This window comes from Methylobacter sp. (assembly GCF_036845245.1).
In the GTDB taxonomy this organism is placed as follows: domain Bacteria; phylum Pseudomonadota; class Gammaproteobacteria; order Methylococcales; family Methylomonadaceae; genus Methylobacter_A.
Genome location: NZ_DAIUEH010000001.1, coordinates 1 through 14,568, shown reverse-complemented (window position 1 = coordinate 14,568; position 14,568 = coordinate 1). Strand labels below are relative to the sequence as shown.

The 14,568-nt window shown below is 44.7% G+C and carries 12 protein-coding genes; 7 read left to right on the top strand and 5 right to left on the bottom strand.

Features of this window, described 5'->3' with window-relative positions:
- Genes V7051_RS00060 through V7051_RS00050 form a run of 3 tightly spaced genes read right to left on the bottom strand, consistent with a single transcriptional unit; the run spans nt 1 to nt 3,883 of the window.
- Nucleotides 1-720: a phosphorylase family protein gene (locus V7051_RS00060; protein ID WP_333872833.1), complete on the bottom strand. Its 720-nt coding sequence runs from the start codon at nt 718-720 to the stop codon at nt 1-3.
- A complete protein-coding gene (gene shc, locus V7051_RS00055) occupies nt 717-2,771 on the bottom strand; it encodes a squalene--hopene cyclase (protein WP_333872832.1) in 2,055 nt (684 codons plus the stop codon). The genes V7051_RS00060 and shc overlap by 4 nt, the downstream gene beginning before the upstream one ends.
- Before the next feature lie 11 nt (nt 2,772-2,782).
- A complete protein-coding gene (locus V7051_RS00050; RefSeq protein ID WP_333873011.1) occupies nt 2,783-3,883 on the bottom strand; it encodes a phytoene/squalene synthase family protein in 1,101 nt (366 codons plus the stop codon).
- A gap of 481 nt (nt 3,884-4,364) precedes the next feature.
- Between V7051_RS00050 and hpnH the strand changes: the two genes are divergently transcribed.
- From hpnH to V7051_RS00035, 3 genes are all read left to right on the top strand, one after another.
- Nucleotides 4,365-5,474 carry an adenosyl-hopene transferase HpnH gene (gene hpnH, locus V7051_RS00045; protein ID WP_333872831.1) on the top strand — a complete coding sequence of 370 codons (1,110 nt, stop codon included), beginning with the start codon at nt 4,365-4,367 and terminating at the stop codon, nt 5,472-5,474.
- Between the two features lie 202 nt (nt 5,475-5,676).
- Nucleotides 5,677-6,294, top strand: a complete 618-nt coding sequence (locus V7051_RS00040; protein WP_333872830.1) for an ABC transporter substrate-binding protein — start codon at nt 5,677-5,679, stop codon at nt 6,292-6,294.
- Nucleotides 6,295-6,305: 11 nt separating this feature from the next.
- Nucleotides 6,306-7,289, top strand: a complete 984-nt coding sequence (locus V7051_RS00035; protein ID WP_333872829.1) for an MlaA family lipoprotein — start codon at nt 6,306-6,308, stop codon at nt 7,287-7,289.
- 31 nt (nt 7,290-7,320) lie between these two features.
- Here V7051_RS00035 and V7051_RS00030 read toward each other — a convergent pair whose 3' ends face one another.
- Nucleotides 7,321-7,836 (bottom strand): adenine phosphoribosyltransferase, encoded by a 516-nt coding sequence (locus V7051_RS00030; protein ID WP_333872828.1) that lies wholly within the window; start codon nt 7,834-7,836, stop codon nt 7,321-7,323.
- 240 nt (nt 7,837-8,076) lie between these two features.
- Here V7051_RS00030 and V7051_RS00025 point away from each other — a divergent pair, with 240 nt between their 5' ends.
- Nucleotides 8,077-8,601 (top strand): hypothetical protein, encoded by a 525-nt coding sequence (locus V7051_RS00025; RefSeq protein WP_333872827.1) that lies wholly within the window; start codon nt 8,077-8,079, stop codon nt 8,599-8,601.
- A 9-nt stretch (nt 8,602-8,610) separates the two neighbouring features.
- The gene (locus V7051_RS00020) at nt 8,611-9,138 is read left to right on the top strand and encodes a hypothetical protein (protein ID WP_333872826.1); all 528 of its coding nucleotides are present in this window, start codon (nt 8,611-8,613) and stop codon (nt 9,136-9,138) included.
- A gap of 42 nt (nt 9,139-9,180) precedes the next feature.
- Here V7051_RS00020 and V7051_RS00015 read toward each other — a convergent pair whose 3' ends face one another.
- On the bottom strand, nt 9,181-10,890 hold the full coding sequence (locus tag V7051_RS00015; protein WP_333872825.1) for a proline--tRNA ligase: 1,710 nt from the start codon (nt 10,888-10,890) through the stop codon (nt 9,181-9,183).
- 419 nt (nt 10,891-11,309) lie between these two features.
- On the opposite strand from V7051_RS00015, the gene V7051_RS00010 reads away from it, so the two are divergent.
- Both V7051_RS00010 and V7051_RS00005 read left to right on the top strand, forming a co-directional pair.
- A complete protein-coding gene (locus V7051_RS00010; RefSeq protein ID WP_333872824.1) occupies nt 11,310-13,094 on the top strand; it encodes a hypothetical protein in 1,785 nt (594 codons plus the stop codon).
- Between the two features lie 14 nt (nt 13,095-13,108).
- Complete coding sequence (locus V7051_RS00005; RefSeq protein ID WP_333872823.1) at nt 13,109-14,512, top strand: tetratricopeptide repeat protein; 1,404 nt, start codon at nt 13,109-13,111, stop codon at nt 14,510-14,512.
- Nucleotides 14,513-14,568 lie beyond the last annotated feature (56 nt).

The window sequence follows — 14,568 nt, the reverse complement described above, 5'->3', positions numbered from 1 at the left end:
TTATACGGCTGGGCTAGCGGCTGCGGTCAAATGGTCGAGCTGTTTAGCGACCAATTTTAACGTGTTTTTTGCGTCCTTGAAATGCAGGCCCAGCTTGATCAGTCCGGGTAACTCAGCAGGATGCCGTGCAATAAATACTAACAACTTAGCTAAAACGATGTCGCCCTGCCCGTTAAGAGAGTGATTGATGGCTTTGGGCAAGTCCATGTTAACCGGGTCTGCAATGGCCCTGATGGCAATGAAAGACAGATCGTTTTGCCGGGCAACTTTGGCTATGGCGATACTCTCCATGTCCAATGCAATTGCGCCGGTTTGAGTATGCAGGTGCGTTTTGTCGTTGGCAGTAGCTACAATGGTAAGGCTTTCAGCCAAACTGCCGGTATGGATTTTTAGAAGTGGGGAGAGCAGGTTTTTGGTGAGCCTGAGCCAATCTTCGGTAATGCCGATTTGAGCGCCGTCGGCATCTATCAACGTATCGGCTAAGACCAGATCACCCGGTTTTAATGATTTACTGAGGGCGGCTGCGCAACCCCAGCTGATCAGCCGAGTAGCGCCTTGCGCAATTAATAACTCGGCTGCCGTGCGCGCATTGACGGCGCCTGCGCCGGAATAAGCGAGTACGATCGTATCGCTAATAAAAACGCAGCCCCCTTTATCAATTTTTTTTGAGGTCAGGGTGCTGAGTTCTTCCAGTAAAGCAACGACAATGCCAGTGATCAATTTATATCGCCAGGGATGGTGTGTATGTCACAAGCCAGTCCGGAACTGGCGTGACGATCGCCAGGAATGGTGTGCATGTCGCTAGTCCGGCAACCGGCTTGGCAATTAAGCTCGTTACGGTATCGAGCCAAGGCCCAAAGCGGAAAGAACTTATCGTAACCGTGGTACTTGAGGTAAAAAACTTTCGGAAAGCCGGGCGCGGTAAAGCATTCGTCATTCCATATGCCGTCAACTCTTTGATTGCGCAAGATGAAATCGATACCGGCTTTCACTTCATGGCTATGAGCTTCACCCGCCGCCATCAGCGCCAAAACAGCCCAAGCTGTTTGGAATGCGGTGCTGAAACCATATTGACCACTTTGGCTGACATCATGATAGCTGTAGTTGTCTTCACCCCAGCCGCCATCGCCGCGTTGTACGCTTTTTAACCATTTTGCGGCTTTGGTGTAGAGCGGGTCGGTTTTAGGCAGGTTGGTTTGCTCCAATCCAAGCAATACTGACCATGTGCCGTAAATGTAGTTAGTGCCCCAGCGGCCGAACCATGAACCGTCCTGTTCCTGTTCGCTACGGATATAGTCGATAGTGCGCTCCAACGCAGGTAAATACTCGGCATGATCCTGTGCCACTCTAGCCATCAGCATCGCGCAACGCGCGCTGACATCCGATGTGGGTGGGTCTAACAGCGCCCCGTGATCGGCAAATGGAATTTCATTCAGGTAATAGTTGGTGTTGTCGACGTCAAACGCACCGTAGCCGCCGTTTTTAGATTGCATGCCGACTATCCAACGGGTTGCCCGGTGTATCGACTCATCCAGGTGGGGCAAGTTCGATTCCGCCATCGCAAAAGCAACAATCGCCGTGTCGTCGACATCGGGATAATGCGGGTTTGCAAATTGAAATGCCCAGCCGCCGCCTGCTAAATCAGGCTTGGAAATTCGCCAGTCGCCGGGCTCGTCAGACAGCTGCTTGCTTTTCAACCAGTCGTAGGCGCGAGTCAGGCTTTTGCTGTTGCCGATCTTGTCGGCTTCCTGTAAAGCCAATGCAGCAAGTGCTGTATCCCAGACCGGAGACAAGCAAGGTTGGCAGTAGGCGTCATGCTCATTAATGACCAGCAATTTGTCTATCGCTTTACGTGCGGTGACGACATGATGATGATCGGCTGGCATGCCCAGCAGCAGCATGGCTTCATATGAATTGACCATTGCCGGAAAAATTCCGCCCAAGCCGTCTTCTCCGTTCAGTCGTTCAATAAACCAGTTTTTGGCTTTTTCAATCGCCAGTTCATGGGCTTTTTTCGGAATCAGCGGGCGTGTTACCCGGCCCAGTTTATCCAGACCTAGAAAGATTTTATTTAAAGCGGTTCTTTCAGGAAAATAATGCTTTTCTTTGTCGGGATGGGTGACGAAAAGCTCCAGGATATTAATGCGGTAAGGGTTTTTTGCCGTCGCTTTTAAGGTGCAAAGAATAAATAAAGGCACCATAACGGTTCTGGACCAGTACGATACTTTATCCAAATGGAACGGAAACCAGCTGGGAAACAGCATGATTTCGACAGGAATATACGGAACTCCGCGCCAGGGCAATTGCTCGAAGGTTGCCAATGCAATACGGGTAAACACATTGGCTTTAGCCGCGCCGCCTTGGCTGAGAATGTAATTTCTTAATCGAACCATATGTGGGGCGTCGATAGAATCTCCGGCCATTTTTAACGCGTAATAGACTTTAACGCTGCAACTGATGTCGCCCTCGCCGCCGGTATACAACGGGTAACTGCCATCTTTAGATTGACGGGATCTTAGGTAATTAGCGATTTTGGCCTGTAGCGATTCATCAATTTCACCCAGATAGTGCATCATCATGATGTACTCCGACGGGATCGTGCAGTCTGCTTCCAGTTCAAATACCCAATAGCCGTCTTTGTCTTGCAGGCTTAATAATTTGTCCTGCGCTTTGTTAATGGCTCGATTGAGATCAAACGCATAGTTGTTGACAGTATTCGATGAACTCGAAATAGTGCTGACATTTATCTCTGAATTGGCTTCGTTAAACATAAGTTACGTCCTTAAAAATTTACCTTGGCTTCTGAGGATGGTGTTGAATATGTCCAGTCGGGCGTTTTGAGATCACGACTTGTTAAGTTAAAAAGCAAGCTAAGCATGATGTTGCTGCGTCCGGTCAATCGGGTCGCAAGAATAGTTGCTTTAACGCTGTTACGAGTGATTTTGACTTGATCGGAATTGCTGAAATCCAGGTTTTGTTTGATTTTCTTTAAGGTCAAAATAGCCATTCCTAACGCCCAAAGACAGAAATTACGAATGCCGCTTTCATGCGAGGGAAGCAACTGCGTGTATTTCAATGCGTTATGTAGATGACCGTGAGCAATGCTGATCAAGTGTTCCAGGCCTAAGCGGAAGTTTTTATCGTGGGTTTCCGGCGTCAGGTTTTTAAGATCGAATCCTGTTTCGGTAAAAATATCCTGCGGTAACCAGCAAACGCCACGTTCGGCGTCATCCCATATATCTTTCAATATATTGGTCATTTGCAGTCCCTGGCCGAAAGATACCGACAGGCGAAGCAGTTCGTCTTTATGTTGGGCAATTTCCGGTGAGTAATGGCAAAAAAGCTTGGCCAGCATTTCCCCGACGCAACCTGCAACGTAATAACAGTATCTGTCCATGTCGGCAAGCGTTGCCAGGCCGCCATGCAGATCTTGGGCCTGAAATATTGGCATGCCTTCAGCCATGGTTTCCACGCAGCAAGCCAGTGCTTCGATTTGATCGGGATCAAACTTATGAGTGATTTGAATAACCCTCGGCAAGACATGAATCAAAGTGTGCTCAGCGGGAATGGTTTGCTCGGAAAGCAATGGCGCAAGATCTACGGCAAACGGCTCTGAATTGTTGCCGGTTTTTACGACATGAATAAACTCCGAGCAAAAATATTTTTTTTGCTGGGGAGATAGAGAAACTTCATCTTCTATAGTGTCGACAATACGGCATAGCAAATAAGCGTTTGCTACTGGGCTGTATAACTTTTCCGGTAACTGGGGAATAGTCAACGCAAATGTTCTGGAGACGCCTTCAAGTAATAGCGCCTGAAATTCATCATCAGATAAATTACTGAGTGATTTTGGGTTATCCAGGGATATTTGAGTTTCACTCATGGTATTTTTGATGTCGATTTGCACGGTTAATTTAAGTTGGTAAGTGGCAATAATAGACTGTTTGTTGGTATTTTGCAAAGCAATGTTGTTTTGTTGCAAATATGCTAATATGATAGCGGCTAGAAGCGCTTTATTGCCAGTAAAAATAAGCAGTTAGTCATGTTTGTGTGATATTTCCAACATAGACGGAAAGTTGCGATTTTTATAGGCTATTTACATACGCTGACTATAAAACTGGAGTCGCCAGATAAAAAATAGTATGCTAATCAGTAATAGATAAGCGCTTGTATTATATAATAGGCTTATGGATATTCCTTGATTCCTATCGTTAAAAATGAGTAGGCAGTTGTATTTTAGTGAATATTATTTTTTTGTTGTTTTATTGATACAGTTTTTCCATTCTATAGTGTATGTGGTTTTCAGGGCGTTCATCTTATCTGGGCGTCATTAAGTTTTTTAAGTTTTTTTGGAGGGTTTGCTTGTGGGAGTTCCTTTACGTCAGCAGTTGACTGTAGGTAGTTATTTGATTAAGCAGAAGTTGAAAGGGGTTAAAAAATATCCTTTGGTGCTGATGCTTGAGCCTTTGTTTCGTTGCAATTTAGCCTGTGCAGGCTGTGGTAAAATCGACTACTCCGATGACATTCTCGACAAGCGTCTTTCATTTGAAGAATGCATGCAGGCTGTAGACGAGTGCGATGCACCGATGGTGTCCATTCCAGGTGGAGAGCCGCTCATCCACAAAGAAATGCCTCAAATTGTTGAAGGCATCATTGCGCGGAAGAAATTTGTTTATCTGTGTACTAATGCACTTTTGTTGAAAAAGAGGATTGACGATTACAAGCCATCCCCTTATTTGACATTTTCAATTCATTTGGATGGCATGCAGGAAAGGCATGATACGTCCGTTTGCCAGGAAGGTGTTTTTGAACGGGCTGTTGAGGCCATAAAATTGGCATTGGAAAAAGGCTTTAGGGTCACCGTAAACTGCACCCTGTTTCAAGGTGAAAGCTCTCAAGAAGTTGCCGATTTCCTGGATTACGCGATGGAACTTGGCGTTGAAGGTATAACTATTGCTCCCGGCTTTAGTTATGAGCGTGCGCCTCAGCAGGATGTGTTTATTAAAGGTAGTGATGTTAAGGATTTGTTCCGGGGCATTTTTAAAATTGGCAAAAAGCGCAACTGGAAATTAAATCATTCGTCGCTATATCTTGATTTTCTGGCAGGTAACCAGAATTACGATTGTACGCCATGGGGCAATCCGACCCGTAACGTGTTCGGCTGGCAAAAACCCTGTTATTTGCTGGCTGACGAAGGTTATGTTTCAAGCTTTCAGGAGCTTTTGGATACGACTCCATGGGAAAAATACGGCAGCGTTAACAATCCTAAATGTGCAAGCTGCATGGCCCATTGCGGTTATGAAGCAACGGCTGTTGAAGATATGTTAAGTCATCCGTTGAAAGCATTGTTAACATCGATTAGGGGGCCAAAAACCGAGGGTGCCATGATACCTGTGGCTACGCCTGAGTATGCAAAAGAAAAGTTGTCATCAACCATTGCAGGAATTCCTGTAAGAGTAGAGATTACCGACTAGAATGCTCGCATATCCCGCCCTGCATTGCTTACCGCCTGCATTCGCTTAGAAATACACGCGGTGTTGTTGGGCGATGCAGGGCAATTTCGATGACTGCATGGATGCAGTTGCCTAGAATTTTATTTAAGATTGCAGCTATGGCGGTCCTGTAGTGTTAAAGAAACTTATGAATACGTATTAGTTCTTACGAGGTTTTTTGATTATGGTTTTAAAAAATATGAAGTTAGCTGTCGTTTTTATGTTCCTTTTGTTCGGGACGGCGAACGCCTTTGCGGCAGATGAAGGGGCGGCAACTGCAAAACAGGTCGTAGAAAAATTTCAAGCCGACCTTATTGCTGTAATGAAGGATGGTAAGAAATTAGGCTATGCAGGAAGATATGAAAAACTAAAGGATCCTGTTTCCAATAGTCACGAGCTGACAAAAATCGCCCGCATTGTTGTCGGTAAAGAGTGGGAAAAGTTATCCGAAGAGCAACAACAAAAACTGGTTGATGTATTCAGCCGATTGAGTATTGCTTCTTACGCGCATAACTTTAAAGATTATTCGGGAGAATCATTTGTATTTGATTCAGAAGAGGAAACAACAAGAGGCGGCGTTGTGGTGCATTCTCATTTTGTTGTTCCGGGCGATAAGCCCGTTAAGTTCGATTACATGCTAAAGGAAAAGGGTACGAGCTGGCGCATTATTAATATCATTGCCAATGGCGTAAGTGATTTGGCCTTGAAAAGATCGGAATATACAACTATTTTACAGCGTGAAGGCTTTGACGCCTTAATAACAAAGATCAATGAAAAAATTGACAATTATTCAAAACAATAGGTTTTAGGCCAATGAACAGACCACAAAACGGCAATCGTAGCGTTAAAATGCAACATACATTTTCAGGGATATTAATCGGCGTTGCGATCACTTTGGGCGGTTGTGCGACAACGAGCGGTGTTGAACAGCAAACTGTAGCGAACAAAGCTGATCCTTATGAGAACTTTAACAGGAAAATGTTTGTTTTTAACGATCACGTTGATAATTATGTCGCCGAACCTATTTCAAATGCCTATAAATGGATAACTCCGCAGTTCATGCAAACCGGAGTTTTTAACTTCTTTAATAACCTGAAAAATGTCAATGTGGTCATCAACGATGTTTTGCAGGCTAAGTTTTCACAAAGCGCTGAAGATACCGGACGATTTGCGATCAATTCCACCGTAGGATTGGGCGGACTGTTCGATGTAGCCAAACATGTAGGTCTGGAACAAAATGAGGAGGATTTCGACCAAACCCTTGCGGTATGGGGTGTGCCTCAAGGCTCTTATCTGGTGCTGCCTATTCTGGGGCCGTCGACTGCGCGCGGTATTCCTGGGGCGGTATTTGATACAGCGGCAAATCCCGCCAGTTACATAGGTATGCCTGTACAGCTGGTGTCCATGCTGAATGCGAGAGCCAGCGCGGAAGGTGCGTTGAAGTTTATTGATGAAGCCGCGTTGGATCCTTATGTGTTTACACGCGAATCTTTTTTGCAATGGCGTACAAACTTGGCTACGGATGGAAAGTCGGAAGCGTCTGATGTTGACGGTTTTGATGATGAACCGCTTGACGGCAATAAAGGCACCGCTTCCGGACAAAGTTCGCCTGGCAATGCCGATGCAAGCAACAAAGCCGGTTTTGCTCTGCGCCTAGACGCAGAGACTAAAGAGTTTGAACAAGCGTCGCATTCATTCAGCAGTGTCGCTCAATCATTTGATGACACCGCCAAATCGTTTGAAGATGCTGGTGCTAAACTGGATAAATTGAAAAAGTCAAAAAAATACGCAAGATAGTATTTTTAATCCGAGCTACAAGGATGTGGCTTTAATAATGCAGTAAAGAATGGACTTCATAATTCCCCAGCTTTTCCCTTCCTTCCAGAAAATCCAACTCGACGACAAATGCGCAGGCCTCCACTTTTGCGCCCAGTTGTTCAATTAATTCACAGCTCGCTTTTGCAGTTCCGCCGGTTGCCAGTAGGTCGTCAATTAATAAAACCCTATCATTCGCCTCAAAGGCGTCGATATGCGCTTCCAGGGTAGCCGAGCCATATTCAAGGTCATACGATACGCTTTGCACATCATAAGGCAGTTTGCCCGGCTTTCTGAGCGGGATAAATGGAAGCCCTAGTTCCCATGCAACCAAAGAGCCAAAGATAAAGCCGCGCGCCTCCATACCGGCAACTGCGGTAATATTTCGCCCTAAAAAAGGCTGCAATAATTGATGAACGGCAAGTCTCAAAGTAGCGGGATCTTTTACCAGTGGCGTAATATCTTTGAAGATAATGCCGGGTTTCGGAAAGTCGGGAATGTCACGGATTTTGTCTCTTAATCTATTCATTTTTATATTATTTTTAAGGTGTAAGAATTTCAGGCTAGGTAAAACGCTTGGTCGATTTTGCTTTTTTATTTTAGCACTAAAAACATAGCGGAATAATTGAAGCACTGTTTTAGTTTCGCTCTTAGTAAAGCCGAATAATCCGTCGCAGTTGTGAGCGCTTCGATTAAACCTTTGCCAAAAAGTTGAGTACAATACCCTACACGCTTGCAAAGGCAGCTTTTCGAGTTCCCGGCTTTCATCTTGATTATTAGAATTTCCCTGTTGTTGATTTTGGCCTCATTACCGGTGTTTTTATTGGTAGAGCTGTTATTGTGGTTAGCTATACCCGGTTTGCCGTGGGCATTGACTATGCTGGGATCGGCAATGCTGTTAAGCGCGTTTGCTGTGCTGATAATCGCCGGATTATTGGGTTTTTTTAAAATAATCGTCCGCTCTGTTTGGGATTATTTTTCATCTAAACAGCGGGTACAGCGGCGGTTGTGGTTTGTTCAGGCCCGACGGGATCAGGTCAAGCGGTTGCTTTATTTTAAGACAATGCAAGTAAAGTATTTTAATGAACTGAACAGAAAACGCCTGTTAAAGCTTAATAATCGCAAGCACATTCAGTCGCTGTCCAGGGCTATCGAAAAAGACCTGCTGTCGATTAAAACAAAGCTACCGGGAACAACTTATCGGCAACTGCAACAAGATAATGCCCGTTACCGAAACCGGCATGATATTGAGGCGTTGTTAAAATTGCAGCAAAAAATTTCCACCATTGATTAGCGCACGACTATGTTAAAAAGCTGGGTTTTTAATATTATTAGCCTGTTCCATTCGGTCAAGGATGAAAACCTGAAGTGGCAGCAGGCTAATCAGGACAGTCAGGCAAAGCTCAAGCATGCCCGTGTCCTTGCCGAGAAAGCCCTGGAAGCCGAATTAAAAAAGAAAAGCGTACAGCTGGAGCACGACATCAGCTTGCTGAAGACTAAACACGACGCCGAGCTGTCGATGTTCAAGACCAAGTGCAAGCAGGATGTTAAAGACTATAAACAGTATCTGGCGGCGCTGGACCAACTTAAATCTTCAATTCAGGCCAGTTATACCCATCTGCCCGAGGCGGTCGCTTTCACTATTCATCATCATGCGAAATATTTGCTAAATCAGATGTGGGAAGCGGAAGATTTCGAGCAGAAAATGCAGCACGAGATGCAGTTAATCCGGTTTATGACGACCGTACATGAAGATGCACGCTTGCATTTGGAAGGTGTAACTACGGACAATCTGCCGGAAAGAACGCTGAGTTTGATACAGCAGCAATGAAAATCCACTGTAGGAGTCGCTCCTACAGTGGGGGGTAGCTCTTTAACCCAACTTAGCCTTCAAAAAATCAATCACATCCGCAAACGGAATTTCCTCGTTTGCCTCAGCCGTTCTGGCTTTGTATTCAACCGTGCCGGAATCCAGGCCTCGGTCGCCTACCACGATGCAGTGCGGGATGCCGATCAGTTCCATGTCGGAAAACATAAACCCGGCACGGACTTTCCTATCATCGAATAATACATCGATTCCGGCCGCCAGCAAGTCCTGGTACAACTGCTCGGAAGCTACTTTCAGGCGCTCGGATTTGTGCATGTTCATCGGGCATAGCGCTACCTGGAAAGGCGCAAGATTAGCCGGCCAGATGATGCCTTTATCGTCATGGTTCTGTTCGATCGCGGCGGCAACCACACGGGAAATGCCGATACCGTAACAGCCCATGGTCATGATCTGGTTTTTACCGCCTTCGTTGATGACACCGGCTTTCATGGACTCGCTGTATTTGGTGCCCAGCTGGAAAATATGGCCGACTTCAATGCCGCGAGCCAGCGTGATTTGGCCTTTGCCGTCCGGACTGGGATCGCCTTCAACCACCATGCGCAGGTCCGCAATGTGATCAGGAACAGGCAAATCGCGTTCCCAGTTGACGCCTTTATAATGCTTGCCGTCTTGATTCGCACCGCAAACGAAGTCGGACATTAAGGTTACGCTACGATCGGCAATGACCTTGATCTTTAAGTCTATCGGGCCGATAGAGCCGGGTTTGCAATTGCAGGCGCTGAGGACTTGCTCATCGCTGGCGAATTCAAGCGGCGAGGCGATACCGTCAATCTTGATGGCTTTGATCTCGTTAAGGTTATGATCGCCTCTTAACAACAGCGCAACCAGCGTGTCTTCTTCACCTTTAACGATCAATGTTTTCAGGCATTGCGTGGCGGGAATATTTAAAAAACCGCACACTTCCTCAATGCTGTGCTGGTTAGGCGTATCAATCAACGTCAATGTTTCGGTAGCCGGACCGCGAGAGCCTGTAGGCATCACTGCTTCGGCCTTTTCAACATTGGCCGCATATTCGCTGTCGGTTGAGAACGCAATCGCATCTTCGCCGGAATCGGCTAGTACATGAAACTCATGCGATACCGCGCCGCCGATTGAGCCGGAATCGGCAACTACCGCACGAAACTTCAAGCCCAAATGATTAAAAATATTGGTATAAGCCTGATGCATCGCATCATAAGTAACTTGCAACGATTCCTGGTCCAAATGAAAGGAGTAGGCGTCTTTCATAATAAATTCGCGCGAACGCATCACGCCGAAACGTGGACGGATTTCGTCACGGAATTTGGATTGGATTTGATAATAAGTGATAGGCAGCTGCTTGTAGCTTTTGATCTCGTTACGCGCCAGATCGGTAATGATTTCTTCGTGCGTGGGGCCCAGGCAAAAATCGCGGTCGTGGCGATCTTTTAACCGTGCCAGTTCCGGACCGTATTGCTCCCAACGACCGGTTTCCTGCCACAACTCGGCAGGTTGCAGGCCGGGCATTAACACTTCCAGCGCGCCGGTCTTTTCCATTTCCGCGCGGGTGATTTTTTCGACTTTGCGCATAACTCGCAGCCCCAACGGCAACCAAGTATAAAGACCGGCGGCGAGTTTGCGGATCAGGCCTGCGCGGATCATTAGTTGATGGCTGGCTATTTCGGCATCAGCCGGTGTTTCTTTAACGGTATTGAGCGGGAATTGAGTAGTACGCATTATGTTTTAAGGTGATGAGCGATAAAAAACCGCTATTTTACAGATTTAATGCCGGTTTAGTCATCCTGTTGTCGTAATCAATTCAGATTACCGGAATTTATCCGGGTATCAGGCTTCGATCTTGCGAATACTTAATGATTTAATCCTGATGTTATTGGAGGTTAACGATAACAGCACGGGTGGCAATGCATTCAGCCAATAGGTATTTTTGCATATTGTACAAGCCATTTGTTTGCTCTAATTTGAATCATCTTTTGTCCATACCTGTGCTTGATCCCGAAGAGTAGTTATTAATGGAACAAATATTGACGCTCAATTCGACAATATAGTTTTTCTTCATCGCAACCTATTTTCGATAGGCTACACAGCAAATAAACAGTAATTTCCCTCTGGCAGAAAGCAGTACTAACGGAAAAACGATGTCCGAATTTAAAGAAAATTTAAAGAAGGCTGAGCGCTTCCTGAAGGTCGCTCAAATGCATGAAGAACATTGCAATTACAATAATTTATACGATTTTCTGAGTATCGACAGAATAGCAACTAAAGAGAAGATCAAAGCAAGCATCGAAGAGAAGTATAAGTGCTATCTATCCGAGCAAAACGTCAATGATTGCGGGGCATTAACAAAAGCATTTATTTCATCACAAGCTGCTATCGAATATATCTTATGTAAATGCCGGGCTGAATATGACAATCATTTGATTGACCTTAAAGTAAAAGCGCTACGAAAACATTTTATATCCCTGACAGGTACCGATCGCGAACTCGACGCTAAAAATAAAAAGGCCGTCATTAAAGAAGGCATAGAAGCCGGTTTGTCTGAAACGACCATTATCAAAATAATCGGCCGGTGGATGAAAAAAGATGGCATCAAACGAATTGAAGTACTTTCATCATCCGAGTCTCCAGCCGGTCATGCGCATGAAGACCTTCTTGATAAAACACATTATGAAATATTCGAAATTCCCAATAACGCGGATTACCCTGAGATAAAGCAAATCTACGATGAGGAAGATAAAAAATACATAAAGGCAGGAGATAAGGCAAGGTGGAACCGGGTTTCAGAAGGCTCGGAAATCCTGAAGAATAAGGATAACAGGGATACTTACGATAATAAGATAAAAGAGTCAGGACCAGCGCTTGAAGACGAAGTGCCGGTTCTGAAAGTCATCTGTAAGATGGATAACTATTATGTATATAAAGATGTAAAAAAAGGTACGCCATTTACTGAGACAATCTTAATTAAGAATGACGAAAAAGGCCAATTGAAAGGGAAAATAAGTTCGGATGCTGAATGGTTGGTGCCTGAGACCGATGTGATCGCACCTGACCATGAACAAACTCTTGAGATCTATATTCTTACCGCTAATATGCCTGCAAACACCTATGACGCTAAGGGCACAGTCACCATTAATACCAATGGAGGCCCTCCCTATTCGATATCTTTCAGGGTTATTTTGCAAGATCTTGAAATTGCCGTTAATAAGTTCAGAAAGACTTGTGTTCCTGTTGCTATCGCTTGCGCCGGTTTTATAGGCTCCTTTAGCGATTCCCCATTTTTATTCTTTCCGCTGGCTGCCATTTTTGCAGGAATAATCTCTTATTCCGCCGCTGAGTTTATAGTGACGGCAACGCTGAAAAATGGCCTAAATATACTTAAGTTCCCCTCTATCGTCATGCAATGTGCGGCAGGAAGCGTTGCCGTCCTGACACTCCTGTCTCACTCTAGCGGTAGTTCGATTATTAAGAGGGAAGATGGGCAAGAAAAGCCCGGTATAGCGGTTAGTTCGGAAAAACAGCAACCGTTACCAACACTGTCGGAAGCCGGAAAAATGCCGGTTATTCTGTATCAGGCGGATCATAATCAGCAATTCAGTCTGATAGATGAGATTCTCACTAAAGAAACCGTTGCATTACCTGACGGCTTGATAAGCATGGAGCCAAAAACAGTGGATTTTGCTGATTTTTGGCAGCCTTGCGAAGGAAGCGCCTGCCCGCTTACAGCCGCTGTTGAAGCGAATACCAATGCGCAAAATACCCTACATCAGTCTCCATTAGTCGAGGTTGAGATGAGCCGGAGTATCGGCGCTGAAACCAATCGGACTATGCGCAGAAATACCCATATTGCTTCAAGCATGGTTAACAGGAAAAAGTGGAAGCCTAAAATAAGCAGTTTTGCGCCGCCTTCTCGAGATGATCTATAAATCAGGAAGAACTCATGTTATTAAACAGTAATCCTTTTTATATATTTTTAATTGTTGCAATAGCGACATCCGGTTGCGCTTATAACTTTCCTGTTGTGGTTGATCCGGTTAAAGATATGCATCAATCCCAGCTTGTCAGGAAAAAGATGCCTATAAAGGTTGGTATGTACTTGAGTGAAGATCTTAAACAATACATCTACAAACAGCAAAAAATGGGTACGACTTTCCAGATGAGAGTGGGGGAATATTTGCTGCCAATCGCCATGACAATGGGCTCGACGATGTTTGATGATGTTATAGTGGTGAATTCTCTCCCTCCTTATAGTGATAGTTACAGGCCGGATGTCGAAGCCGTTATTAGACCGGAAATTCTTTTTTATTACGGCGATGCTGTTGGGGCGTTTTCAGGGTATATCAAAGCAAAAACCAAATTGCGTATTACAGCTTATGATTTAGGTGGAAATGTTTTATGGCAGGATGAAGCAATAGGGGAAAGTAAAAGTAAAAACATGGATTTTGTCAGTAGTTTTCTTGGGGACATGGAAGAGGTTGGTAAAACAGGGTATCAGGCCGCTTTTTCCGCGGCGACCCAGATAATAAATGATTTTTATGCAAAGCCTCCGCAGGCGCTTTTTGCTCTTGTTGAAATTAAGAAGGCGGAAAATTTAAGAAATTGGGGAGCGTTAGCCGATTTTGAACTTTTTAAAGAGCTTTATGAAAAAGGGCAGTTTCAATACGATAAAAAAAACTATTACCAGTCGTTATATTTATTCGCAAAGGCATCAAGCATAGCCCCTGATGAACCGGCAGCATTATTTTATACCGGAGCCAGTTACACTCACACCGGTGATAAGCGGGGAGCTTTAAATAAATTCACCGATATCATTAAAAAGAAAGCTTCAGGTCAAGAAGCCAGCGATTCAAAGAAATGGATTCGAAGGCTGGACGACCCTTTAAAGGTGGGAATTATCGACGGTAATAAAGTTAATAAGCCTGTATTGAATAATGGCGTAATTCAAGACGCCTTAATAAATAGCGGCATGTATAACGTTATGGATACCTCCAAGTTAGTGCCTTCAAACAACCCTGTTACACAGGCGGATTTTCCTCAATTCCTTGATAAATGTTATAAAAAAGGCATCAAGGTCGTTATTTTGCCTGATATCGACAGTTCTTCTAAACAAGCCCAGTCGGACCACTATGACGGTGAAGATGTTGCGACAGAGCATACGGTTAAAATTTCGGCAAAAGTATATTCAACAAAGAAAAAACATCTAAAAACTGAGGTTCAAATAAACGAAAAATCGAGCACTATGAACGCACAAACAGAGGAAGAAGGGATGAAAACAAAACAACAGCTATTGCAAAGTGGTGCTAAGAAGCTGGTCTTACAGCTATTAAAGAACGATATTTTTTAATAAATAGGACTTACGCAAGAACCATTTCAAGCGATGGTTTTCTCAGTTGTTGAACG

Bases quoted from the DNA above. Each gene is read 5' to 3' on its own strand.
- V7051_RS00030 (WP_333872828.1), bottom strand. From the start codon at position 7,836: ATGAATAGATTAAGAGACAAAATCCGTGACATTCCCGACTTTCCGAAA.
- V7051_RS00050 (WP_333873011.1), bottom strand. From the start codon at position 3,883: ATGAGTGAAACTCAAATATCCCTGGATAACCCAAAATCACTCAGTAAT.
- V7051_RS00040 (WP_333872830.1), top strand. From the start codon at position 5,677: ATGGTTTTAAAAAATATGAAGTTAGCTGTCGTTTTTATGTTCCTTTTG.
- V7051_RS00015 (WP_333872825.1), bottom strand. From the start codon at position 10,890: ATGCGTACTACTCAATTCCCGCTCAATACCGTTAAAGAAACACCGGCT.
- shc (WP_333872832.1), bottom strand. From the start codon at position 2,771: ATGTTTAACGAAGCCAATTCAGAGATAAATGTCAGCACTATTTCGAGT.
- V7051_RS00005 (WP_333872823.1), top strand. From the start codon at position 13,109: ATGTTATTAAACAGTAATCCTTTTTATATATTTTTAATTGTTGCAATA.
- V7051_RS00020 (WP_333872826.1), top strand. From the start codon at position 8,611: ATGTTAAAAAGCTGGGTTTTTAATATTATTAGCCTGTTCCATTCGGTC.
- V7051_RS00035 (WP_333872829.1), top strand. From the start codon at position 6,306: ATGAACAGACCACAAAACGGCAATCGTAGCGTTAAAATGCAACATACA.
- V7051_RS00010 (WP_333872824.1), top strand. From the start codon at position 11,310: ATGTCCGAATTTAAAGAAAATTTAAAGAAGGCTGAGCGCTTCCTGAAG.